At 65.1% G+C, this 22,758-nt stretch carries 26 protein-coding genes; 21 read left to right on the top strand and 5 right to left on the bottom strand.

Annotated elements, in window-relative coordinates:
* The first annotated feature begins 130 nt into the window (after positions 1–130).
* From murJ to J0909_RS12735, 8 genes are read left to right on the top strand one after another with little or no spacing between them, the layout of a single operon-like run.
* The gene (murJ, locus tag J0909_RS12765; RefSeq protein ID WP_207263355.1) at positions 131–1,687 is read left to right on the top strand and encodes a murein biosynthesis integral membrane protein MurJ; all 1,557 of its coding nucleotides are present in this window, start codon (positions 131–133) and stop codon (positions 1,685–1,687) included.
* Positions 1,684–2,445, top strand: coding sequence for a tRNA1(Val) (adenine(37)-N6)-methyltransferase (locus J0909_RS12760; RefSeq protein ID WP_207263353.1), 762 nt, complete (start codon positions 1,684–1,686; stop codon positions 2,443–2,445). The genes murJ and J0909_RS12760 overlap by 4 nt, the downstream gene beginning before the upstream one ends.
* The gene (locus J0909_RS18420; RefSeq protein WP_286181992.1) at positions 2,446–2,940 is read left to right on the top strand and encodes a C-GCAxxG-C-C family protein; all 495 of its coding nucleotides are present in this window, start codon (positions 2,446–2,448) and stop codon (positions 2,938–2,940) included. It begins immediately after the preceding gene.
* Entirely contained in the window at positions 2,832–3,356 is a 525-nt protein-coding gene (locus tag J0909_RS18660) for a DUF3795 domain-containing protein (RefSeq protein ID WP_502757443.1), read from the top strand. Before J0909_RS18420 ends, J0909_RS18660 begins: the two co-directional genes overlap by 109 nt.
* Positions 3,353–4,711: an AAA family ATPase gene (locus J0909_RS12750; protein WP_207263351.1), complete on the top strand. Its 1,359-nt coding sequence runs from the start codon at positions 3,353–3,355 to the stop codon at positions 4,709–4,711. The genes J0909_RS18660 and J0909_RS12750 overlap by 4 nt, the downstream gene beginning before the upstream one ends.
* Positions 4,701–5,660: a metallophosphoesterase family protein gene (locus J0909_RS12745; RefSeq protein ID WP_207263349.1), complete on the top strand. Its 960-nt coding sequence runs from the start codon at positions 4,701–4,703 to the stop codon at positions 5,658–5,660. The genes J0909_RS12750 and J0909_RS12745 overlap by 11 nt, the downstream gene beginning before the upstream one ends.
* Positions 5,653–5,973 (top strand): hypothetical protein, encoded by a 321-nt coding sequence (locus J0909_RS12740; protein ID WP_207263348.1) that lies wholly within the window; start codon positions 5,653–5,655, stop codon positions 5,971–5,973. The genes J0909_RS12745 and J0909_RS12740 overlap by 8 nt, the downstream gene beginning before the upstream one ends.
* Positions 5,974–6,639 carry a hypothetical protein gene (locus J0909_RS12735; RefSeq protein ID WP_502757442.1) on the top strand — a complete coding sequence of 222 codons (666 nt, stop codon included), beginning with the start codon at positions 5,974–5,976 and terminating at the stop codon, positions 6,637–6,639.
* Between the two features lie 33 nt (positions 6,640–6,672).
* Here the strand turns inward: J0909_RS12735 and J0909_RS12730 are convergent, their stop codons facing one another.
* A complete protein-coding gene (locus J0909_RS12730; RefSeq protein ID WP_207263346.1) occupies positions 6,673–7,455 on the bottom strand; it encodes a nitroreductase family protein in 783 nt (260 codons plus the stop codon).
* A gap of 557 nt (positions 7,456–8,012) precedes the next feature.
* Here J0909_RS12730 and J0909_RS12725 point away from each other — a divergent pair.
* Together J0909_RS12725 and J0909_RS12720 are read left to right on the top strand one after the other, a co-directional pair.
* Positions 8,013–9,128: an efflux RND transporter periplasmic adaptor subunit gene (locus J0909_RS12725; protein WP_286181991.1), complete on the top strand. Its 1,116-nt coding sequence runs from the start codon at positions 8,013–8,015 to the stop codon at positions 9,126–9,128.
* Positions 9,128–12,376, top strand: a complete 3,249-nt coding sequence (locus tag J0909_RS12720) for an efflux RND transporter permease subunit (RefSeq protein WP_207263343.1) — start codon at positions 9,128–9,130, stop codon at positions 12,374–12,376. The genes J0909_RS12725 and J0909_RS12720 overlap by 1 nt, the downstream gene beginning before the upstream one ends.
* Before the next feature lie 254 nt (positions 12,377–12,630).
* Here J0909_RS12720 and J0909_RS12715 read toward each other — a convergent pair whose 3' ends face one another.
* Both J0909_RS12715 and J0909_RS12710 read right to left on the bottom strand, forming a co-directional pair.
* Positions 12,631–13,272 (bottom strand): DUF2959 domain-containing protein, encoded by a 642-nt coding sequence (locus J0909_RS12715; RefSeq protein WP_207263341.1) that lies wholly within the window; start codon positions 13,270–13,272, stop codon positions 12,631–12,633.
* 56 nt (positions 13,273–13,328) lie between these two features.
* Entirely contained in the window at positions 13,329–14,222 is an 894-nt protein-coding gene (locus tag J0909_RS12710) for a LysR family transcriptional regulator ArgP (RefSeq protein WP_207263339.1), read from the bottom strand.
* Positions 14,223–14,397: 175 nt separating this feature from the next.
* Between J0909_RS12710 and J0909_RS12705 the strand changes: the two genes are divergently transcribed.
* Complete coding sequence (locus J0909_RS12705) at positions 14,398–15,009, top strand: LysE/ArgO family amino acid transporter (protein ID WP_207263337.1); 612 nt, start codon at positions 14,398–14,400, stop codon at positions 15,007–15,009.
* Positions 15,010–15,082: 73 nt separating this feature from the next.
* Here the strand turns inward: J0909_RS12705 and J0909_RS12700 are convergent, their stop codons facing one another.
* Entirely contained in the window at positions 15,083–15,373 is a 291-nt protein-coding gene (locus J0909_RS12700) for a hypothetical protein (RefSeq protein ID WP_207263336.1), read from the bottom strand.
* A gap of 97 nt (positions 15,374–15,470) precedes the next feature.
* Between J0909_RS12700 and J0909_RS12695 the strand changes: the two genes are divergently transcribed.
* The 8 genes from J0909_RS12695 (at position 15,471) to J0909_RS12660 (ending at position 20,391) form a co-directional block, all read left to right on the top strand.
* A complete protein-coding gene (locus J0909_RS12695) occupies positions 15,471–15,911 on the top strand; it encodes a cereblon family protein (protein WP_207263335.1) in 441 nt (146 codons plus the stop codon).
* Between the two features lie 39 nt (positions 15,912–15,950).
* Complete coding sequence (locus J0909_RS12690; RefSeq protein WP_207263334.1) at positions 15,951–16,739, top strand: HD domain-containing protein; 789 nt, start codon at positions 15,951–15,953, stop codon at positions 16,737–16,739.
* A gap of 31 nt (positions 16,740–16,770) precedes the next feature.
* Positions 16,771–17,382, top strand: a complete 612-nt coding sequence (locus J0909_RS12685) for a YigZ family protein (RefSeq protein WP_207263333.1) — start codon at positions 16,771–16,773, stop codon at positions 17,380–17,382.
* Positions 17,383–17,475: 93 nt separating this feature from the next.
* Positions 17,476–17,922, top strand: coding sequence for a hypothetical protein (locus J0909_RS12680; RefSeq protein WP_207263332.1), 447 nt, complete (start codon positions 17,476–17,478; stop codon positions 17,920–17,922).
* Between the two features lie 105 nt (positions 17,923–18,027).
* Positions 18,028–18,627: a LemA family protein gene (locus J0909_RS12675; protein WP_207263331.1), complete on the top strand. Its 600-nt coding sequence runs from the start codon at positions 18,028–18,030 to the stop codon at positions 18,625–18,627.
* 13 nt (positions 18,628–18,640) lie between these two features.
* Complete coding sequence (locus J0909_RS12670; protein ID WP_207263330.1) at positions 18,641–19,435, top strand: TPM domain-containing protein; 795 nt, start codon at positions 18,641–18,643, stop codon at positions 19,433–19,435.
* Between the two features lie 15 nt (positions 19,436–19,450).
* Positions 19,451–20,092: a TPM domain-containing protein gene (locus tag J0909_RS12665; RefSeq protein ID WP_207263328.1), complete on the top strand. Its 642-nt coding sequence runs from the start codon at positions 19,451–19,453 to the stop codon at positions 20,090–20,092.
* A gap of 86 nt (positions 20,093–20,178) precedes the next feature.
* On the top strand, positions 20,179–20,391 hold the full coding sequence (locus tag J0909_RS12660; protein WP_207263326.1) for a hypothetical protein: 213 nt from the start codon (positions 20,179–20,181) through the stop codon (positions 20,389–20,391).
* Between the two features lie 89 nt (positions 20,392–20,480).
* Here J0909_RS12660 and mobA read toward each other — a convergent pair whose 3' ends face one another.
* Positions 20,481–21,131, bottom strand: coding sequence for a molybdenum cofactor guanylyltransferase (gene mobA / locus J0909_RS12655; RefSeq protein ID WP_286181990.1), 651 nt, complete (start codon positions 21,129–21,131; stop codon positions 20,481–20,483).
* Between the two features lie 28 nt (positions 21,132–21,159).
* Here mobA and J0909_RS12650 point away from each other — a divergent pair, with 28 nt between their 5' ends.
* Both J0909_RS12650 and J0909_RS12645 read left to right on the top strand, forming a co-directional pair.
* Positions 21,160–21,996: an alpha/beta hydrolase gene (locus J0909_RS12650; protein WP_286181988.1), complete on the top strand. Its 837-nt coding sequence runs from the start codon at positions 21,160–21,162 to the stop codon at positions 21,994–21,996.
* 165 nt (positions 21,997–22,161) lie between these two features.
* A complete protein-coding gene (locus tag J0909_RS12645; RefSeq protein WP_207263322.1) occupies positions 22,162–22,428 on the top strand; it encodes a hypothetical protein in 267 nt (88 codons plus the stop codon).
* The last annotated feature ends 330 nt before the right edge of the window (positions 22,429–22,758 follow it).

Genomic DNA, 22,758 nt, shown 5'->3' with positions numbered 1-22,758 from the left:
CACCGGCACCGGACCAACCGTGCTGGCGGCGGTCGACAGAGGCGGCCTTTTCAGCGAATGGCGCAATTCCCCATAAAATTTCCAAAGGTTGTCCTGTGCAAAAAATCCGATGGCGGCAAAACGAGTGCGGATGGTGGATCAAGTGGGCGATCACGGCAGACGCATAGCCCGGAACGCGGCGGTGGTGGCGGGAGCCACCCTGGTCTCGCGCATCTTGGGGTTCGTCAGGGACATCATCGTGGCCTTCACCCTGGGCGCGGGGTTGTTCGCCGACGCCTTTTTCGTGGCCTTCCGCATTCCCAACCTGCTGCGGCGGCTGTTCGGCGAAGGTTCCCTGACCATGGCCTTCATCCCCATCTATTCCCGGCTCATGGAGGAGGAGGGGGAAGAGGCGGCCCAGGCCATGGCGCGGTCCGCCGCGATCTGGCTGGCCGTGGTGCTGGTCGGGATCACCGTGGTCGTGGAGCTGCTGGCCCGGCCGCTGACCATGGCCATCGCCCCGGGCTTCCTGGACAACCACGCGCAGTTCGCGGTCACCGTGGATCTGGTGCGCATCTGCTTCCCTTATGTGGTGCTCATCTGCGGCGTGGCCCTGTGCATGGGCATCCTCAACTCGCGCAATCATTTCCTGACTCCGGCCCTGGCCCCAGTGGCCCTGAACCTGTCGCTCATCGGGGCGGCCCTGTTCGGCTGGTTCGCCGGATTCAACGTGGCCTACTGCATGGCCTACGGGGTGCTCGTTGGCGGCGCGGCCCAGTGGCTGCTGCAACAGCCGTCTCTTCGGCGCACCGGATTTTCCTGGCGCGGACCGTGGTCCTGGGGCAACCGGGGCGTGGCCCGCATGGGCATGCTCATGCTGCCCACGGTTTTCGGAGCGGCCGTGTATCAATTGAACATCCTGCTCGGCACCCTGCTGGCCTCGTTCCTGCCGGTGGGGTCCGTGTCCTACCTCTACTACGCGGACCGGCTGGTCCAGTTCCCGCTGGGGGTGTTCGGCATCGCCATCAGCACGGCGGCCCTGCCCTCCCTGTCCAGGCTGGCGGCCAAGGGAGAGATGGAGGAATACGACGAAGCGCTGTCCGCCTCGCTGGGGTTGACGCTGTTCATCAGCCTGCCTGCGGCCGCCGGGCTCATCGGCTTGAGCTCCCCGGTCATCGCCCTGCTTTTCGAGCGCGGGGCGTTCACGCCCGCGGCGGTGACGGCCACGGCCAACGCCCTGGTAGCCTATGCGGCCGGACTGCCGTTCATCGCCCTGTCGCGGCCCCTGGTGGCGGGGTTCTACGCCCTGGAGGACACGCGCACCCCGGTCAAGATCGCGATCGCCTGCCTGGCGGTCAACGTCGGATTGGGCGTGCTGCTCATGCAATCCCTGGCCCATGTGGGACTGGCCCTGGCCGTAAGCGCATCCTCCCTGCTTAATTTCGGGCTGCTCTTTGCGCTCCTGACCCGCAAACGTGGCTCGTCGCCCATGCCCCTGGGGGCCGCCCTGCGCATCCTGCCACTCTCCGCCCTCATCGGCGCGGGGGCGTACCTGACTGCGGGCTGGAATCCGTGGTGGGTGGCGCTCATCCCGGTCTGGGTGGCCGTGTACATGTTCCTGTCCCTGGCCCTCGGCCTGAAGGAAGCCCGCCTGTTCGCGGACATGTTCCGCTCTTGGCTGCGGCGCAAACGCATGGGGGCCAAATGAGCGGCGTGGACAGTCGGTCGATCCTCGAACGGCGCGCCTATTTTCCGCGCGGACTGGTCCAGCCCCAAGGGGGGTACCGGTTCTCCCTGGACTCCCTGCTCCTGGCCTCCTTCGTCAACGTCGCCCGCGGCCAGACAGGTCTGGACCTGGGGTGCGGCTGCGGCGTGGTGGGCCTTGCCCTGCTCCTTCGTCAGCCTGGGCTGGCCCTCACCGGGGTAGAGCTGAACCCCCGCGCCGTGGCGTCTGCCACGGAAAACGCGATCAATCTGCACTTTACCGACAAGTTTACGGTAACTCCTGGCGATGTGGCGGACTGGCGGCCGGAACAGGTCGTGGATTTCGTGGTGGCCAACCCGCCCTATCGCAAGCTCGGCAAGGGCAGGCCGAGCGCGGACGAGGAGCGCAAAAACGCCCGTTTCGAAGGGGCCGGGACCTTTGCCGCATTCGCCCGATGCGCGGCCACGGCCCTGAAGACGCGCGGACGATTCGCATTCGTGCATCTGCCCGAGCGGCTGCCGGAACTCCTGGCCGATCTGGCCGGGGTCGGCCTGACCCCCAAACGCATGCGCCTGGTCCACGGCAAAGCGGACCAGGAAGCGCGCATGGTCCTCGTGGAAACGGTCAAGGCGGCCGCGCAGGGGCTCCGCGTGGAACCGCCGCTGATCCTGCACGAGGGCGACGGGCCAAACACCCGCGTCAGCGGACAGGCCCTGGAATTTTGTCCGTTTTTGGACTGCAACCCCAAGGAGGGGGAATAAATGGCGAGCGATTTCGTAAAGACCCGGCTGCCGGAACTCTTCGGGGACGGGAAGCTCCTGTGCGCCGAATCCGTGGTCCAGGTGGTGGCCGAGGCCGGTGGCCGGGAGTGTCAAGACCTTGTCCGCGCGGCCACGGGATTTTGCAGCGGCCTGTCGCGCACCCGAGGCCAGTGCGGGGCCGTATCCGGCGCGCTCCTGGGCATGGGCCTGTACGCCGGGCGCGAAAAGGCGGGCGGGGACCACGAGGCATGCTACGCCCTGATCCAGGAATTTCTCTCCCGGTTCGACGACCGGTTCGGGTCCATCAACTGTTATGAGTTGATTCAGTGCGACTTCGCCGACCCGGAGGACCAGGAGCGCTACCGGCGGGAGAATCTGCGCCGCGAATGCTACCGCATGGCCGTGTTCGCAGCCGAGACCGCCCTTTCCATTCTCCGGGAACACGGCTACCTTGCGGACGAGGACGAATTCGTCAAATCCAGGCTTGCCCCATGAGGCCTGCTCTGCGGCTCGTGCGCCGTCTTTGCGGACGGCCCCATACATCGGGCGGGACGCGAACTGCGCGACCGCCTCGGGCCGAACTTCGCGGCCTACGCCAAACGGTTCGAGCCCATGAACCCGGCCTTCGCCAAGTATGCGGACTTTGCCGGACTGCTCGATTTTCTGGCCGAAGGGTCGCGCATCGGATGCCGGGAGGGGGCAGCCTGTTCCAGAGCTGCACGGTGGCGGGCTGCGCCAAGGAGCACGGTGCGGACGACTGTTTCCAATGCGCGGAATTTCCCTGCGAGGTCCACGGCATGCCCGGCAAACTGGCCGACGTCTGGCGGGCCAACAACGGAAAGAGGCGCGAATGCGGCCCGGTGACCACTATCGGAAACTCAAGGATAAGCCGAGATATCCACAATAGATGATTACTAAAATAGTTATCGATAACTTCATGGCCCACGAGCATACCGAGCTTGAGCTCGGGCCCGGCGTGACCATCCTGACCGGCGCGAACAACACCGGCAAGTCCGCCGTGGTCGAGGCGTTGCGCTGCCTGGCCACCAACCCGGTGCGCAGCCCCAACCCGGCCTTGTACATCCGTCACGGGGCCAAGGAGGCGCGCGTGGAGGTGGAGGTGGATGACGGCACGCGCGTGGCCTGGGTGCGCACCAAGCGATGGGCCAAATATGAACTGTGGGCGCCCGGGGCCGAAGAACCCGAGGAGTACCACAAACTCCAGGGGCGCGTGCCCGAGGATGTGGCCAAAGCCTTGCGTCTGGACCAGGTGGAGCTCGAAACCCGCAAGGACTCCGTGGATGTGCATCTCGGCAACCAGCGTGACCCGGTATTTCTCCTCAACCAGCCCGATTCGGTCATGGCCGAGTTCTTTGCCGCCTCCACCGAGTCCGCCCATCTGCTGGCCATGCAAAACGCCCTCAAGATGCGCGTACGCGACGCAAAGCGCGAAGAGCGCGACCTGACCGACCGGATCGGCCGCACGGCCGACGACCTCGACCGCCTGGCTCCGTTGCCGGACATCGCCCGGCGCATGGACGAAGCCGAAGAGCTGGAACGCCATGCCGTCCGCCTGGAACGCGAAACCCCGGCCCTGGAAGCGGCCCTGGCCGAGTTCGGCAACCTGGCCGGAGCCCTGGCCCGCGAACGGGCCGTTGGCGAAGCGCTCCAAGGGGTCCAGCCCCCGCCGCCGGTCCGGGACGTGGACCGCCTGAAACGGCACATTACCTCCATGGATGCGGTGAACGCCGACCTCGCCCGGGCCGAACGCACCGCCGGTCCCCTGGCCGGACTCCAGGTGCCGCCCGCCGCCGTGGACACCGGCCCGCTGCGCCGCCTCATCCACGACCTCGACGCCACCCGCACGGCCCTGCGCAAGGACGCCGACCAACGGACGGTCCTGGCCGGGCTAGCCGATCCCCCTGCATTGGCGGACACCGCCCGCCTGACCGCCATGGTGGACGAACTGCTGGTCCTGCGCGCCCGATCCGGACGGCTCGCCCGTCTGGAAACGGCCTTGGGGTCGATTGCGGAACCGTCCCGGCCGCACCCCCTGGGGGATCTCACTGCAATGGTCACTGAGTTTGCCGGATTAACAACACAAATCTCCAGCCGTCAGGCCGAGCTGGATGGATTGGAAGCGGATTTGCAGTCCGTTGTGGTCGCCTTGGAGGAGCGCATCCGCGCCCTCGGCTGCTGCCCGGTCTGCGGCGGCGACCTGACCGCCGATTCATTCCTGGACCACGGGTGTCGCCATGGCGCTTGAACACATCAAGGGCAACGGCCTGTTCCTGGTGGCCGATCCGCACCTGGCCGACCATCCGCCGGGCCAGCGGCTCGAAGGATACCTCGACCAGATTCTGGCCAAACTGGCCGCCTGCCTCCACCGCGCCGACGAACTCGGCATGGCCTTCGTTCTGCTCGGCGACCTGTTCCATTGGCCGCGCGACAACTCCAACCGCATGCTTGTGGAGTTGATCCGCCTGTTCGGCAGCCGCACCGGCGACCAAACCGTATTCGCCCTGGTGGGCAACCACGACAAGTACCAGTCGCGCTTCACCGACGACGTGTCCCTGGCCGTGCTCGAAAGCGCGGGCGCGGTCCGGCTCATGAAGGAAGACGGGCCGCAATTCGTTCTGGACACCCCGGAAGGCCCGGTCCTGGTGGGCGCCAGCCCGGACGGAACGCCCCTTCCCAAGGGATACGAGCACGGGGCGGACGACCCGGAAACCGTGGTCTGGCTGACCCACCACAACATCCGGTTCCCGGAGTTCATCGACAAGGCCTATTCCATCAGGGAACTGCCGGGCATTGACTGGCTGATCAACGGCCACATCCACCGGCCCCAGCCCACGGTGACCAAAGGGCGGACCACCTGGGCCAACCCCGGCAACATCACCCGGCTGACCTTCACGCGGCGGTCCATGACCCGCGAGCCCTGCGCCGCCGTATGGGCGCCCGGCCGCGCGGAACTGGAACCATGGGTGGTTCCGCACCTGCCCTTCGGCCAGGTCTTCCCAAACCAGGAACTGCCCCCCGAGGAGCAGGAGACCGAAGGCGAATCCAATTTCATCAAGGGCCTGGAACGGCTGGCCTGGCAGCGCACCCACGAGGGCACGGGCCTGAAGCAGTTCCTGACCGAGAATCTGAGCAGCGAAACCCCGGAAGGCAAACTCATCTGGGCACTCTACGAGGAGGTCATAGACAGTGAATAGCAACTCCAACCAGACCGGGACAACCCGGGACGCCCGGGTGGAGCAGGAGCTGAACGCCCTGCGCCGCCAATACGAGCAACTGCGCGACCGCAAGGTGCGCACCGAGGAGGCCGTGGCCCAGCTCACCCACCAGCTCGAAACCCTGAAGAGCCAGGCCGAAGCCGAGTACGGAACCAGCGACCTCAAGGAACTGCAACAGCTTCTTGAGGAAAAACGCAAACAAAACGAAGAAGTTGTATCCAAGTACCGCGAACATATCCAACAGGTGCAAGCAGACCTTGCCCAGGTGGAAAACGCGGTGGAGGGCGAGTAGGTGACCCAGCCCGCCGACCTTGACGAACTGCGCCGGACCCGCCGCCATGCCGAGGGCCGTCTGCACCGCCTGTCCGCCCTGGGCGAACAATGGCACGCCGAGCACGGCCGGGTGCGCCGCCGGCTCGCCGAGGTGCGCGGATTCCTGGACCTCGCCCCCCGGGCGAGCGACACCCTGGAGGAGCTTTCGACCGCCCTGTTCGGACGCATCCTCGACGAGGTGGAGGCCAATCTGACCCACGCCATCCGTGAGATACTGGGCCAGGACCGGGTTGTCGTCACCGAACGCGAGGTCAAGAACAACCGCCTACAGATCCACTTCCTGATCCGCAATCAGGGCCGCGAGGACGAGATCGAGGATATCATGAGCGGCCAGGGCGGCTCGGTCTGCAACATCCTGTCCGTGGGGCTGCGGCTCATCGCCTTGTCCCAACTGCCCGAGGCCTCGCACCGGCCCTTCCTGGTCCTCGACGAGCAGGACTGCTGGCTCAAGCCCGGCCTGATCCCCAAGCTCATGAAGCTCATCCAGGAAATCGCCGCACGTCTGGAATTGCAACTCCTGGTCATCAGCCATCACCCGCTGGACCTCTTTGCCGGGTCCGCGGACCGCATCTACGAGCTCAACCCGAACCGCGAGACCGGGGCCGTGGTCAAACGGGTGAAGTAGCCCTCCCGAGGGAGGGCCACATGCGTTTTCTTCCTACAGCCAGGCGACCCGCGCCGGATTCCGGGGCGGCACGAGATGGTGTTTCTGCCGGGGCCGCCCCAGCATCAACGCGCCGCCCACCTTGCATCCTTCGGGCACGCCCAGGATCGGCAGCATGTCCGGGATGTCCACGCTGGCCAGAGTGACCAGCCCGCCCCAGCAGGTGCCGAGTCCCATGGCCGCGGCCAGCAGCTCCACGTAGGTCAGGGCGATGGCGCTGTCCGTCGCAGTCCAGAAATAGTCTTTCGGACCGTGGGCCACGAGCAGCGTCGTAGCGGTGCGCAGGACCACATCCTTGCCCTGGTTGGCCGCCTCCACATACCGCGAGCGCATCGGATCGTTGGCGAGCCATTTCAAGGCGTACTCCCGCACGCGGTCGAGCTGTTCCGGGGACTGGATCACGGTCCAGGAAAGCTTCTGGGAATTGGACGCCGTGGGCGCGCGCCGGGCGGTCTCCAGCAGCCGCTCCAACTGTTCGCGCGGCACCGGGGCCTTGCGGTAGTCCCGCACGGAGCGCCGGGCCATGAGCAGGTTCTCCATGGCCTCGGCGTCGGGCCGAACTTCGGGCACGGGAAGATACTCCCCGGCGGGCGTCAGATCGTTGGTCAGGGCATTGGTCGGACACACGGCCACGCAGTGCCCGCACCGGATACACCGCTCGGCGGCCCCGTCGACCTCCTCGGGAATCTCCCCGCCGTCCGCCTTGATCAGGTTTACGGGGCAGGCCCGGGCGCAGAGTCCGTCACGATTGCATTTTCGGGTATCGATGGTGATCATCGCGTCAAGTCTCCTGTGGTTTTCGGTTGGATGGCCGAGTATAGCACGCCTGGCCGACGGGACAAGAAGGCACGCCGCAGTGCCCCGGTTACCTGCCGGGAACCGATGCCTACGCCATCCATTTTTCGCGATCCCCCTCTGGACAAACTCGTCCGGATGCTTACTTCTATAGTGCCAAAGATGGCCATAAGGGATATGCCCGCAAGGGAGTGGCCCATGACATATACCCGATAAACACCAACGGAGGGTGCAGCGAATTGATCCTCTCAACAACCATAAAACAGCGAAACGAGTCGCGCCCCCGCAAAGCATAGTGTGCGCATGGACCCCCGAGGCAACAGGCCAGGGACCGCCGGGTAAACCGGCAAGCGCACTTTTTTTATGCCCGATTTCCGAAACGCCGGGCGTCCCCGATGGACGCAACGCCTTCCGCAACGATTTTTCCCTTCCTCCTTTTTCCTTCCCTCCTCCCGGCACTTGAGGCACCCCCTCTCCATCTTCATCGTGGCGGGGACGGGGGGTTGTGTGCTATGGAATGGGCCATGCGAAAAATAATCATGAATATATTGTCAATCGTCCTGGCCGTGTCGGCATTGGCGGCCTGCGGGCAGGACGCGCCCGTAGCGGCCAAGAGGGGCGCGGGATACGAACCCTCGGCCACGGCCGTGGCCGAGCGAACGGTGTTGCCGCGCCTGTTCGACGCCGTGGGCACGGTCCAGGCCAAGACCGATATCCGCGTGGAAGCCCAGGTCACGGGCCGGGTGCTTGAGATTCTGGTCCGGCCCGGCGACCGGGTAGCCAAGGGCGACAAGCTGGTGATCCTGGACAGCCGCGCGTCCAAGACCCGGCTGGAACGCCTGAAGCAGGCGCGGTCCTCGGCCCGGAGCATGACGGCCCAGGCGCGCGACGCCCTGGCCGCCGCCAAGGCCGCGTACGCCAAATCCGAATCCACGTATCGGCGCATGAACCAACTCTTCGAGCAAAAAGTGGTCACGGCCGAGGAAGTGGAAAAGGCGGAATCCACCTACCTCCAGGCCAAGGCCGCGTTGAGCCGGGCCGAGCAGGGCGTGGCCGGAGCCGAGGCCCAGGCCCGCGAGGCGGGCAAGGTGGTTCAGGAAGCCGACATCGACCTGGGCTACACGACCATCACCGCCCAGGAATCGGGCGAGGTGGCCAAGCGGCTGGTGGAGCCGGGCGACCTGGCCTTTCCCAACAAGGAGTTGCTGACCCTGCATACGGGCGGGTCCTTGCACCTTGAGGCCATGGTCCGCGAAGCGCTCATCGGGCGCGTCAAGCTCGGCGATTCCCTATCCGTGGACATCAGCGCCCTGGCCGACAGGGAGCCGCTGACCGGCGTGGTCCAGGAGATCGAGCCCCTGGCCGACCCCATGACCCGCTCCTTCCTGGTCAAGGTCCGGCTGCCCGAACGGCCCGGCCTGTATCCCGGCATGTTCGGGCGGCTCCTGGTGCCGCTGGGCGAACGGGAGACCGTGCTGGTGCCCAAGGCGGCCGTCCACCGCGTGGGCCAGCTTGAAACCGTCATGATCCAGAGCGGCGAGGCGTGGCATCCCGTCTACGTGCGCACGGGCGCGGCCGTGAACGGCAAGATCGAGATCCTGTCCGGCCTGTCCGGCGGCGAGACCGTGGGGCTGACCCCGGAGGGAGTCCGCTGATGCAGCCCGATCAATCCCGGGTCCGGGGCGTCCTGCCGTCCTTTGTCCGCTATTTCCTGACCTCGCAGATGTCCATCATCCTGGCCCTGGCCTCGCTTTTGGTCGGCGCGGCCGCCATCATGGTCACCCCGCGCGAGGAGGAGCCCCAGATCGTGGTGCCCATGGCCGACGTCCTGGTCCAGGTGCCCGGCGCGTCCGCCGAAGAGGTGGAAAAGCTCGTGACCACGCCCCTGGAACGCCTGCTCTGGCAGATCGACGGGGTGGAGTACGTCTATTCCACGTCGAGCAAGGACCAAACCGCCGTGACCGTGCGCTTCTACGTGGGCGAGAACCGCGAGGACTCGCTCATCAAGCTGTACAACACGATCATGAAAAACCAGGACATGGTGCCGTCCGTGGTCTCGGGCTGGGTGGTCAAGCCCGTGGAGATCGATGACGTGCCCATCGTCACCCTGACCCTGCATGCGGACCACGACCATGCCGGGCAATACACCGATTTCGACCTGCGGCGCATGGCCGAGGAACTCTTTCACCGGCTGGCCGAGGTCGAGGACGTCTCCCGCGTGCGCCTGTACTCCGGCCGCTCGCGCGAAGTGCGCGTGGAGCTGCACCCGGACCGCATGGCCGGATTCCACGTCTCGCCCCAGGAAATTTCCAAGGCCCTCCGGGGCGCGGACAGTTCCCTGCCCGCCGGGCACTTTGTGTCCGGGGACAAGGACACCCCGGTGGTCAGCGAATCCTTCCTCCTGTCCGCCGACGACGCCGCCTCCCTGGTGGTCGGCGTGTTCGACCACAAGCCCGTGTACCTGCGCGACGTGGCCGACATCATCGACGGCCCGGCCGAACCGACCAGTTATTCGCGCATCGGCTTTTCCGACCTGTACATGACCGGGCTCGGCAAGCAGCCCGAGGACGTCTCCCGGCCCGCCGTGACCCTCGGCCTGTCCAAGAAAAAGGGCGTCAACGCCGTGGGCGTGGCCGACGCGGTCATCAAGCGCGCCCACGAACTCGAACGCGACGTCCTGCCCGAGGGCGTGACCCCGACCGTGACCCGCGACTACGGCCAGACCGCCCACGCCAAGGTCAACGACCTGCTCTCCTCCCTGCTCTTCGCCATCATCACGGTCATCGCCCTGCTCGCCTTCACCCTGGGCTGGCGCGAGGCTCTGGTGGTCGCCCTGGCCGTGCCCATGAGCTTCTCGCTCGCGCTGTTCGTCAATTATCTCCTGGGCTACACCATCAACCGGGTGACCCTCTTCGCCCTGATCCTCTCCCTGGGATTGGTGGTGGACGACCCCATCACCAACGTGGACAACATCCAGCGGCACATCCGCATGGGCCTGCGCGACCCGCTTGAAGCCACCCTGGCCGCCGTGAAGGAGGTCCTGCCCCCGGTCATCCTGTCCACCCTGGCCATCATCGTCTCCTTCGCGCCGCTCTTCTTCATCACCGGCATGATGGGCCCGTACATGGCCCCCATGGCCGCCAACGTGCCCCTGACCGTGTCCTTCTCCACCGTGGCCGCCCTGACCGTGGTTCCATGGATGGCCTATCTGCTCCTGCGCAACCGCAAATTCAAAAAAAACGCCCCCGAGGAAGACACGGCCGCGAAACGGCCCTCCCGGCTCCAGCGCTGGTACGGCGCGGCCATCACCCCGTTCTTGAACCGGGCGCGCAACCGTCGGTTGCTCCTGCTGGGCATCCTGGCCGGGCTCGGCCTGTGCGGAGCCCTGGTGCTCATGCGCATGGTGCCGCTCAAGATGCTCCCCTTCGACAACAAGAACGAATTCCAGATCCTCGTGGACCTCCCCGAGGGGACCACCCTGGAACGAACCGACCGGGCCGTGCGCGACTTCGAGGCCTATCTGCGCACCGTGCCCGAGGTGACCGATTTCGTGACCTACAGCGGCCGTCCCTCGCCCATGGACTTCAACGGCATGGTCCGCCACTACTACTGGCGCGAACAGGCCAACCTTGCCGACATCCGCGTCAACCTGCGGGACAAGTCCGAACGTTCCATGCAGTCCCACGCCATCGGCCTGCGGCTGCGCAACGACCTTCAGGCCATCGCCGACCGGAACCACGTGCGCATGAAGATCGTGGAAACCCCGCCCGGCCCGCCGGTCATCGCCACCCTGACCGCCGAGATCTACGGCACGCCCGGCATGGACTACCACGCCCTGATCCAGGGCGCGCGCCATGTGGAAGCGACCATGGGAACCCTGCCCGGCCTGGTGGACCTCGACGATTCCTCGGAAACCGACCGGACCATGTACGATTTCGTCTTGGACAAGGAAAAGGCCGCCTTGCACGGCGTGACCACCGCGGATGTGGTCGAGACCCTGCGCATGGCCCTGTCCGGCTCCACCCCGGCCAACGTGCATCTGCCCAACGAACGCCAGCCCCTGCCCGTGCGCCTGGTCCTGCCCGTGCCCCTGCGCACCGGGCCCGACGCCTTGGGCGAACTGCGCATGAAAACCGCCTCCGGAGCCATGGTCCCCCTGGCCGAACTCGGCTCCTTCCGCGAAGTCCCGACCGAGCAGCCCATCTATCACAAAAACCTCAGGCGCGTGGCCTATGTCTACGCCGAAACAGCGGGCATCCCGCCCGGCGAGGCCGTCATCGACCTCCAGTCCATGCTGAAGCGGAACCCCTTGCAACCCGGCCTGACCACCCAATGGGCGGGCGAAGGCGAATGGAAAATAACCCTCGACGTCTTCCGCGACCTCGGCCTGGCCTTCGGCGCCGCGCTCATCGGCATCTTCATCCTGCTCGTGGGCCAGACCGGCTCGTTCGTCATGCCCCTGCTGATCATGTCCGCCATTCCCCTGACCCTGCTCGGCATCCTCCCCGGATTCTGGCTGCTCAACCTCGTGGCGGGCACCACTGTCGGCGGGTTCGGCGACCCGGTATTCTTCACCGCCACCTCCATGATCGGCATGATCGCGCTGGGCGGCATCGTCATCCGCAACTCGCTGGTGCTCATCGAATTCATCCAGTCCGAGGTCGAGGACGGCAAGCCGCTCAAGGAAGCCATCGTCCAGTCCGGCGCCGTGCGCATGCGGCCCATCGTGCTCACGGCCCTGACCACGGCCCTGGGCGCATGGCCCATCACCCTCGACCCCATCTTCTCCGGCCTCGCCTGGGCGCTCATCTTCGGCCTGGTCGCCTCGACCCTGTTCACCCTGGTCGTCGTGCCCAGCGGGTATTACGCCCTGTATGGCGAAAAGGAGACGGGCGGGCGGTAGGATGCCATGACCGCGCGCCCTCCGGCGGCTTCTCGGGAAAACAGAGGGTCCTCGGAGAAAAAAGATCGCGCCGAAGGCGCAAAAACGGAATGCAAGGGCGCGAGTCCTTGCCCGCCGGAGGCGAAATCATTTTGCTTTTCGCCGCAAAGCGGCTTTCAACGCCTGGTTTTCCCCCGGGAGTTGAGGAGATAATTCCTAAAAAAAAGGGCCCGCGACATATGCCGCGGGCCCTTTTCCGTCTCGTTGTGCCGGTCCTATTCCAGGGTCTTGATGAAGGCGTCGGCCTCGGCAATGGATTTGTCCATTTCCTTGATGAGCGTATCCACATTGGAGCGGATGGAGGTCAACTCGCCTTCGAGAGCGGCGACGGCCTTGGCGTTGAGATTGTGCTTGAGATAGAGAACCTGATCGTGGAAAGCGTTGAGCACGGGATACATCTTCTTTTCCGCGTTGCGCATGGCCTTGATCAGGACGTTGTATTTCCTCTTGGTGGCCGCAAGCTTCTGTTGGCTGGAGCGGCGCAAGGTGGCGTTGGTGTAGAGCTTGATCTCGTCGTTCCATTCCTCGAACAGGGCGTCGGCCACGTCTTCCACGGAGTCGATCCGGGATTTGACGTCGTCCGCCTGATCCTTGCAGTCCTCGTATTCGCCGTTGAGGTCCTCATAGACTTCCTGGAGCTTGCCGCCGTCGAAATTGACCACGGACTTGAATTGCTCCAGGGCCGAAGCGAACTGTTCCTTGGCGTCCTTCTGGGATTCGCGGGCGTTCTCGACCCGGTCGGACAGGATCTCACGCTTGTCGTAGCCCATGGATTCCATGGTGGAATAATACGCCTTGGAACAGCCGTAGGCGAAAAAAAGGGAGAGGAAGGCCAGGGCCAGGCCGAATCGTTTCATGCGAGACTCCTTGAGGGTTTTTCGCTGAATACAATAAAGGCACCGGATGGGCAAACCTAGGGACGCACGGTGAGCAGGGCGCGTGCCCCGCGAACCAGGGCCTCGGTGAACCCGGCCAGACGGGCGGATTCGAGATTCCAGCACTGCCAGTGCAGGCGCACGGTGAAGACGTGGCCGGGCAAAAGATCGACGAGCTCGCCGCGCTCCAGATATGGCGCGGCCTGCTGGTCCGGGAGCATACCGCACACCCGGCCTGAGGTGATAGTCGGAGCGAAGCGCTCGGACGACGGCAGGTAAAAGGGCGAACGCAGGAGGGGGGGCTGGCCCAAGGCCTCGGCCAGCAAGACCTCATGCATGATGTCCTTGCGGTTGAAAACGAGGATCGGAGCCGCCTCGACATTCTCCAACACGGCCCCGTTCTTGTACCATTTCGTTTTGTATGACTTTGCCGCATACAATCTGTAATCCATATCGCCGAGGTATTCCACCCGGCAGCCCTGGACCGGTTCGGCGCGGTCCGCAATGCAGCCGAGGACTTCTCCCGCCTTGAGGAGCTTGAGGGTTTCGGCCTGGTCGTCCACGGACAAATCGAGGAGCACGGATTTGGCGTCCAGGTACTCGTTGACGGCCGGGAAAAACCAGGTGGCCAGGGAGTCGGCGTTAAGGCCCACAGCCAGGGTGTCGAACCCGGCGCCGGTCCGGCCGAGACCGCTGTCCAGATCCTCTTCGAGCCGCCTGACCTGGCGAAAATGCTTGAGCATGGCTTGTCCGGCAGCAGTGGGCCGGGGTGGAGAGGAACGCACCAGGAGCACGCACCCGGCCTGCTCCTCCAGCAACTTGACCCGTTGGGAAACGGCCCCCTGGGTCAGATGCAGGACCCGCGCCCCTTTTTCGAATCCGCCTTCCCCGACCACGGCGGCAAAGGCCTCGACCAGTTTGTAATCCAGCATGTTTGCTTATTAGCAATTCTAATCCAATATGAAAACAATTAGTTTTACACAACTATCCCACACCCCCTACAACCACCCGGAACAACAACCCAACCCCCCGTCCCCCTCTGCCCGCGAAGCGGCACCCAAAAGTTTAGGAAGGGAAAAGGGATGGGGTGCGCCGGAGGCGAAAACAATGACACCATTTATCCAGGGGTATGCCATGGGAGGCGGCCTGATCGTGGCCATCGGGGCGCAGAACGCATTCGTGCTGACTCAGGGAGTGCGGCGAAACCATCACCTAGCGGTGGCGGCCCTATGCATCCTGTGCGACGGGCTGCTCATCGGCCTGGGCGTGACCGGCGTGGGCACGGCGGTGGCGGCCAATCCGACCCTGGGGCTGGCGGCGGCCTGGGGCGGCGCGGCGTTCCTGGTCTGGTACGGCCTGGGGGCGTTCCGCGCGGCAATGCGCGGCGGCTCCATGGAAGCGCGGCGGGAAGTGGACCCGGGCCTCCGGCGCACCCTGGCGCTGACCCTGGCGGTGACCCTGCTCAATCCGCACGTGTACCTGGACACGGTGGTGCTCATGGGCTCGGTCAGCGGGCGCTTCCCGGGCGGGGCGCGCTATATCTTCGGGCTCGGGGCCTTCGCGGCCTCGTTCACCTGGTTCCTGTGCCTGAGCCTGGGCGGGCAGGTCCTGGCCCCGCTGTTCGCCCGCGATCTGACCTGGCGCATTTTGGACGGCATGGTCTGCCTGACCATGTGGACCATCGCCGCCACCCTGCTCCGGCCCGTGCTCTTCGCCTGACGGGCCCGGACCGGACGGAAACAACATATAGCCGACTATGTTAGTGAGCATGGTTCCTGATAAACCAGGGGAATCAAGCCGTTGCCCCCTCTTCGGCGCGCCCGAAAAGAAAGAGCCGCTGCCAATCCAACGGCACAAGACTTTGCCCGTTGCGCCATTGAAGATAGGCCCAGCCCTCGGCCGGGATGGTGCGCACCAGAACATTGTTGACGAACTGCCTGCCGTCGTCGCCGCAGCACTTACATGCCCAGCCGCAGACATCGCAGGTGCATCCGCCGGTCTTGATCATCTCCTTGGCGGTCCCGGAATTGTCGCAACAGGCGTCGCAAAGCCGCAAATGGGGCGAATGGCTGGTATCGATCATACGGGAACTGTACGAACCCCGCCCGCCACGGTCAACCCGGCCGGCCCCCTCGACCAAAGGGGACCGGTCGCGTATCAGGTGAGCTGGAGGCCTTTTCATGTACATTCGTTGCAGGACCCCGGAACGAGCTTTGCGCGGCGAACCGGATCGTGAACCGCCGACACCCAGCGCGCCCGGCCAGAATGCGCGCCCGGAACCGGTGGAGACGGAGACCGGCGGGGTGCTGGTCTGCCGGGCATGCCGCAGCCGGATCACCCGGCGCGACCTGGCCATGACGGTCAACGGCCGTCACCGCCACGTCTTCTTCAATCCCTCCGGGCTGGTCTTCGAACTGGGCTGTTTCGCCTCGGCCGGGAACCTGACGCCCACCGGCCCGGAAACCGGCGAGTTCACATGGTTTCCGGGTCACCGCTGGCAGGTGGTCCTGTGCACCGGCTGCTCGACCCAATTGGGTTGGCATTTCACGGGTGCGGAAGGCGGATTCTTCGGGCTGATCCTCAAGGCCCTGATGGAGGAGGAACCCGGCATCCGGCCCTGACCCTGGCGGTCCGGGCCCGGTTGCGTTACAATACCCTCCATGGACATACGCATCACAAACGCCCTTCGCCGACTCATTGATCTCGGCCGGTCGTACGAGGACCGCGCACCGGAGGCGATCCGCGCCAGGGTCCGGCGCAAGATCGTCCACCCCATGCGCGTGCTGGCACACGTGCGCCGCATTCTCGCGGAGGAGCGGCCCGGCCCGGAGTTGGCCCTGGCCGCCGAAATCGCGGCCATTCTTCACGACATCGGGCGATTCGCGCAGTTGGTGGACCTCCGCACCGTGGACGACGCGGCCGCATACGACCACGGAGCGGAAGGCGCGCGCATTCTGGCTGAAGGCGACATCCTGGACGGGCTGAACGGACATTGGCGCGCGGCGATCATCGAGGCGGTGCGGCTGCATAACCGGGCCGCCCTGCCCGAGGCCATGGACCCGGACGCGCGGCTGGTGGCCGAGATGGTCCGGGACGCGGACAAGCTCGACGCGGTACGCAACAGCGTGAATGGCCTGCTGCACAAGGAGCTGACCGGCAGGGCGATCAAATACGGCATCACCGTGCACGACACCGAGGTCTCGCCCGACGCGGTCCGCCGGACCAGGGAACGCAGGCTCATCCCGTACACGTCCATGCGCTGGTCCAACGACTTCGTCCTGTTCCTGTGCGCCTGGGTCCACGACCTGCATTTCGCCTACGCCTATAACCGACTGATCGATTCCGGCCATTTCGAACAACTCCTGGACATGCTCCCGGATCAAGGCCCGTTCCCGGAGCTCAAGGCGCAGCTACGCGCCGACCTTCACCGGCTGGCCGGACGGGGTTGACCCCTCTTCGGGGGCCGGGCTACACCGGCGCATGGCCGAAAGATATCCCATTCCCGCAGCCTTCCACCGGGTGGAGGAAACCATCCGGCGCAGCCGCTTCCTGACGTCCCTGGGCCACGCCCCGGACCAGGAGTCCGCCCGTGCCTTTGTGGCGGCCGTGAAAGCCGAGTTTCCGGACGCCACGCACAATTGCTGGGCTTTCAACGCCGGGCCGCCGGGCGACACGGCCATGGTGGGCGCAAACGACGACGGCGAACCCGGCGGCACGGCGGGCAGGCCCATGCTGAACGTGCTGCTCCATTCGGGCGTGGGCGAGATCGCGGTGGTGGTCACCCGCTGGTTCGGCGGCACCAAGCTCGGCACCGGCGGGCTGGTCCGGGCCTACGGCGGCATGGTCAATCTCGGCCTGGAAAGCCTGCCCTTGCGCGACATGATCGTGACCAGACGGCTGGCCGTGTCCATTCCCTACCCGTCCGTGACCCTGTTCAAGCGACTCGTGCCCGATTTCGAGGGCGAAGTGGCCGAGGAGACCTTCAGCGATGTGGCCGGATTCACCGTGGAGCTGCCCGAGGAGCGGACGGACGATTTCGCCGCCGCCGTGACCGAGCTGACCGGAGGACGGGCGGAAATACACGAAAAATGATGCCGACACCGGTTGCAGACCCCCCGGAAAATGGGCTAGCCTAAATCAGGCTTAAGATAATCCGGGGTAACAGCAAGGTGAAAAGCAGGTTCCATGTCCACACAGAAATTGCGAGCGATCTATAAGCAACTTGGCGACAAAATTGAAATTTCAAAAGAAAAGGCTCTGTTCGAAATCAAGGAGCTGAAGACCGACCTCAACGAACTCCAACGACACCTCTCCGGGCGGAAGAAGGAAACGGACATCCAGCCGGAGGATCTCCTGCGGTCCGTCTACGAGATTGCCCAATTCCTCCGGGACATGCGGAAGCGGGAGGAAATCCTGGCCGAAATGACGGAGGTCGCCGCCGAGACCGAGGCCGAGGAATACCTGATCTCGCGCGGGGCCAAGCTCCTGACAAGGCCCGCCGGTTGGCACTTCCAGACCTCCAAGGAGCGGTTCCTGCTCCACGAGTCCGACATGGTCAAGGCCGCCGCCGAACTGCGCAAACTCCTGGCCGCAGGCAAACGCCTCAAACGGCCCGCCAAAAAGAAAAAATAGCCTCGGTCATGGGCAATGCGTCCGGCCCGACTTGACTTTTTCGCCACCGGACACATGTACATCCAAACGACGACAACCCCAACCCAACCAAGGGGAAACCACGCCATGTTCAAACGAATCGCCACGGCCCTTGCGGCCCTGTTCATTGCCACGTCCCTGGCGGGCTGCGGCTACAACTCCATGCAGCAGCAGGAGGAAGAGGTCTACGGAGCCTGGGCCAACATGGAATCCGCCCTGCAACGGCGCGCCGACCTGATCCCCAACCTGGTGGAAACGGTCAAGGGCGCGGCCTCCCATGAGAAATCCACCCTGACCGCCGTGGTCGAGGCCCGCGCCAAGGCGACCCAGACCAAGCTCACCCCGGAGATGCTCACCGACAAGAACGCCCTGGCCAACTTCCAGGCCGCACAGGGGGCGCTCTCCTCGGCCCTGTCCCGGCTCATGGTCGTGGTCGAACGCTACCCCGACCTCAAGGCCAACCAGAATTTCCTGGCCCTGCAACACCAGCTCGAAGGCACCGAGAACCGCATCAACGTGGCTCGGCAACGCTACAACGAGGCGGTCAAGGCCTTCAATTATTCCATACGCAAATTCCCGAACTCGTTGACCAATTCGCTGCTTCTCCACTTGGAGCGCAAAGAGTTCTTCGAGGCCGATCCTGCCGCCAAGACGGCCCCCAAGGTCAACTTCGGGTCCGAGTCCTAGGCGGCGACCGGCGGTGCGCTTACTCCCGAACCGATCTTCCGGCCCCCTTGCGGGTCTCCTCCTGGCCCTGTTCCTGATCCTCGGCACGGCCGCCATGGCCTCTGCCCTGGACGTGCCCCCGTACACCACGCGGGTCAACGACCTGGCCAAGATGATGTCCCCGCGCACGCGGCAGACCCTTGAGGACCGGCTGGCCGACCTGGAGCGGACGGACTCCACCCAAGTGACGGTCCTGACCGTGCCCTCGCTCAAGGGCGAGGCCATCGAGGACTTCTCCATCCGTGTGGCCGACGCCTGGAAGGTCGGCCAGAAGGGATTCGACAACGGGGTCATCCTCCTGGTCAGCAAGGCGGACCGAAAGATCCGCATCGAGGTGGGCTATGGTCTGGAAGGCAGGCTCACCGATGTCCTGGCAGGGCAGATCATCGACAACATCATCACCCCGCAGTTCAAGGCCGGGCGATTCGACCGGGGCTTCCTCGACGGCGTCACCGCCATATCCGGAGCCGTGCGCGGCGAGTTCACGGCCCTGCCCAAAAAGCCCAAGAGCAAGCTGAACATCCTGGCCATCCTCCTCGGCCCCATGATCTTCATCATCCTGCTGACCGAAAAATTCGGGCGGACCAGACCGCCGGGTTCGGGCTCCACCGGCTCCACCGGCTCCGGACGCAGAGGTCCCGGCGTCGTCTTCCTGCCCGGCCCGCGCATCGGCCGTGGCGGCGGGTTCGGCGGTGGAGGATTCGGCGGCGGATTCGGAGGCTTCGGCGGCGGCGGATTCGGCGGCGGCGGCGCTTCCGGCGGCTGGTAACAACAAGGTTTTCCCATGAGCAACAAAGCGGATACATTTCTCACCCAAGCCGAACAGGACGCCCTCGTCCGGTGCGTCCAGGAGGCCGAGTCCACCACCTCCGGCGAGATCGTGCCGGTCATCGCGCCCATGAGCTACGACTACCCCCGGGCCGGGCTCATCGGCAGCCTCGTTCTCGGCTCGCTCACCGCCGTGGCCCTGACCCTCGCCCTGGGCCGCGAGGACATGTGGGTCTTCCTCCTTCTCTTCTTCGCCCTGTTCCTCGGGTTCTCCAGGCTGTTCGATGCGGTCCCGGCCCTCAAGCGCCCCTTCCTGTCCAAACGCGAAATGCGCGAGGAGGTGGCCGAGGCGGCCTTCACCGCCTTCCACGCCCACGGCCTGCACAACACCCGCGACAAGACCGGCATCATCCTCTACGTCTCGGTCTATGAGCGTTCGGTCCAGATTCTGGCCGACAAGGGCATCAACGACCTGGTCAACCCCTTGGCCTGGGAAGAGGTCGTCACTCTCGTCACCGACGGCATCCGCGCGGGCAGGCCCGGCGAAGCCCTGTGCGCGGGCGTGCGCCGCTGCGGCGAGATGCTCACCGAGCGGTTCCCCATCAAACCCGACGACACCGATGAATTGCCCAACCTGATCATCGAGTCCTCGAACTAGGCCCCGTTTCGTCACCCAAGGGTCATCCTATCACCATACTTCCGTAACGGCGGTCTGATCTCCTGTGGCAAACCTGGAGGTCCGCCATGTGTGCCGCCATCACGGTCGCGCTCCTGCCGCTCGCCGTCTTCGCCGCCCTCACCGTCCTGCGCCTGTCCGCGCCCTCGCCCACCCCGCCCAACGCCCGGTTTCTCGCCGGACTTCTCGATTCCCTGGACCGCGACCCGGCAGCAGCCGTCCGCCATTTCGCGCCTTCCGCCACACCGCCCGTCCACGCGGGACGGGCCGAAACGGCCTGACGACACCCCCCGCCACGCAAAACGAGACGCGCCCTATTCAGGGGCGTTCTTGTCCGATTGGAAATCCGGGATGCCCCGGGCGGAGACGCCTACACCCCGAGTTCGGCGGCCAGGCGCTCGGCCTGGCGCAAATCGTCCGGGGAATTGACGTTAAAGAAGGAGATATGGTGGGGATCGCCCGCCTGGAGCAGGGAGACCGGAACAGGCTTGACCCGGACGCGCTCGAAAAAGGAGACGATGCGGTAGTTTTCCTGGTCGAGCTGGGCTTCGATGTGCGGGATGCAGCGCTTGGAATAGATGGCGCAAAGGGGTTCGAGGTAACCGTCATCCTTGCTGGGAATGACCACATCGTCTTCAGGCGCGGCCTGGGCAAGGAGCGCCCGGACCAGGCCGGACTGGAGGAACGGGCCGTCGCAGGCGGCCATGAACCCATGGGAAGCCCGCATGGCGGTCAATCCCGCATGGATGCCGGTCATGGACGAGCGGGCCGGGAATCGGTCTTCGGCCACGGGCAGGTCATACGCTCCGTAGTCGTCCTTGTCGCGCGCGGCGATGAGGATTTCGGAGAACAAGGGGCGATACACCGCCAACAGCCGATCGAGGATGGTCCGGCCGCTGATGGTCAAAAACGCTTTTTTGACATGGCCCATGCGGGTGCCGAGGCCCCCGGCCAAAATGATGCCTGCGATGTCCATGGCGGCAAAATAGAACAAGGTGCGGGAAATGGAAAGGGTGCACAAACGTGCTTCTCAATGTTATGGTCCGGGCATGTGGACAATTTGGGACATAGTCGCGGCCGCGATGGCGGTCTACGCGGGCCTCGCCGCCTGGGTGTTCTGTAATCAGCGCGGGCTGGTCTATTGCCCGCGCAAAGAATGGGCCGCGCGGCCGGATCAGGCCGGCCTCCGGTACGAGGATGTATGGCTGACGAACGGGCTGGGCACGCGCATCCACGGGTGGTGGCTGCCGCGCCCGGGCGCGGACCGCGTCCTGCTCTTGTGCCACGGCAACGGGGGCAACGTTTCACATCTGATGGCGACGTATGGAATATTTCACGAACTCGGCCTTTCGGTGCTGGCCTTCGACTATTCGGGCTACGGATCGAGCGAAGGCAGGCCATCGGAAAAGGCCACGCGCAGCGACGCCCGGGCCGCCTGGGACTGGCTGGTGCGGGAGAAGGGCTTTGCGCCCGAAGATGTAATCCTGTTCGGGCGCAGTCTGGGCGGGGGCGTGGCCGCCCGGCTGGCGGCGGATTTGACCGATGCGGACACAAAGCCCGGCGGGCTGATCCTGGAATCCACCTTCACCTCGGTGGCGGACATGGGGGCGGCCCGATATCCCTGGCTGCCGGTCCACTGGCTGGTGCGCCACCACTACGACAATAAGCGCGCCCTGGCCGGGGTTCGAATCCCCGCCCTGTTCCTGCACAGCCCGGAGGATGACCTGGTCCCCTACGCCATGGGCCGGAGTCTGTTCGAAGGGTATGGCGGGCCCAAGCTTTTCTGGGCCTTGTCCGGGGATCACAATTGCGGCTTCCTGGCCTCCTCGGGCTATGCCGAGGGATTGAGCCGGTATCTGCGCGGGCTCCCGGACCGGTCCCGGTAAACGGCAGCCCGGCCGCCCCCCTCTCGTCCCCGCCCCCCCCCGGCGGGCGGAAAAACATGCCGCCCCGAAATCACACTATTCTCGACAACATACTGCATCACATGAATATTTTCATCAGGCACAGGTTTTGCTTCCGTCCCGGCAGCCAACACGAAGGAGACGAAAATGCCCGCTATCCAATCCATCGCATCCCAGACCCCCCTTGCCGGGGCCTCCCGCGAACGCATCGAGCAACTCAAGGCCCGGGCCGGTGAAAGCCTGGACGACGCCATAACCGCCGTGTCCCGGAACCTGGGCCGCCGGGAGGCGGCCGAGGCCGATCAGAGCCTGGGCGAGATAGGCCACGCACTGGCTGCCGAAGGCGCGGGGGTACACCAGTTGGACCGCGCCCGGGTCCTGGAGCTGATCAGCGACCCCTTTGCGGACGGCTAACCGCCGTTTTCCGAACCACAGCCGGGATGTGAATATCCCTCTCGGGGGGATATTCGCCTTTGTGCTTGCCTTTCGTCGGCGGGCACAATATATTGGCATAATTGGATCTTGTCTTTTTTGCCTGTCCCTGTCCGGTGACTCCCCCGGCTTTCTCGTAAAAATGCATTTTTATTTCCAGGCCTGACCAACGGTTGCGGCCAAGAAGGCTGTTTGCACAACGCGAACCCTTGCGCCGTTTTCCCGGGGAGCGTATATTTGAATCAATGGCAGAGGTCCTCGACAGAGGAAAACGAGACACTCAGACGGAGGATGGGAGGAAATAGACACCGA

Source organism: Desulfovibrio sp. Huiquan2017 (assembly GCF_017351175.1).
Lineage (GTDB): Bacteria > Desulfobacterota > Desulfovibrionia > Desulfovibrionales > Desulfovibrionaceae > Pseudodesulfovibrio.
The sequence above is the reverse complement of the archived record's forward strand: the minus strand, read 5'-3'. Positions and strand labels throughout refer to the sequence as shown.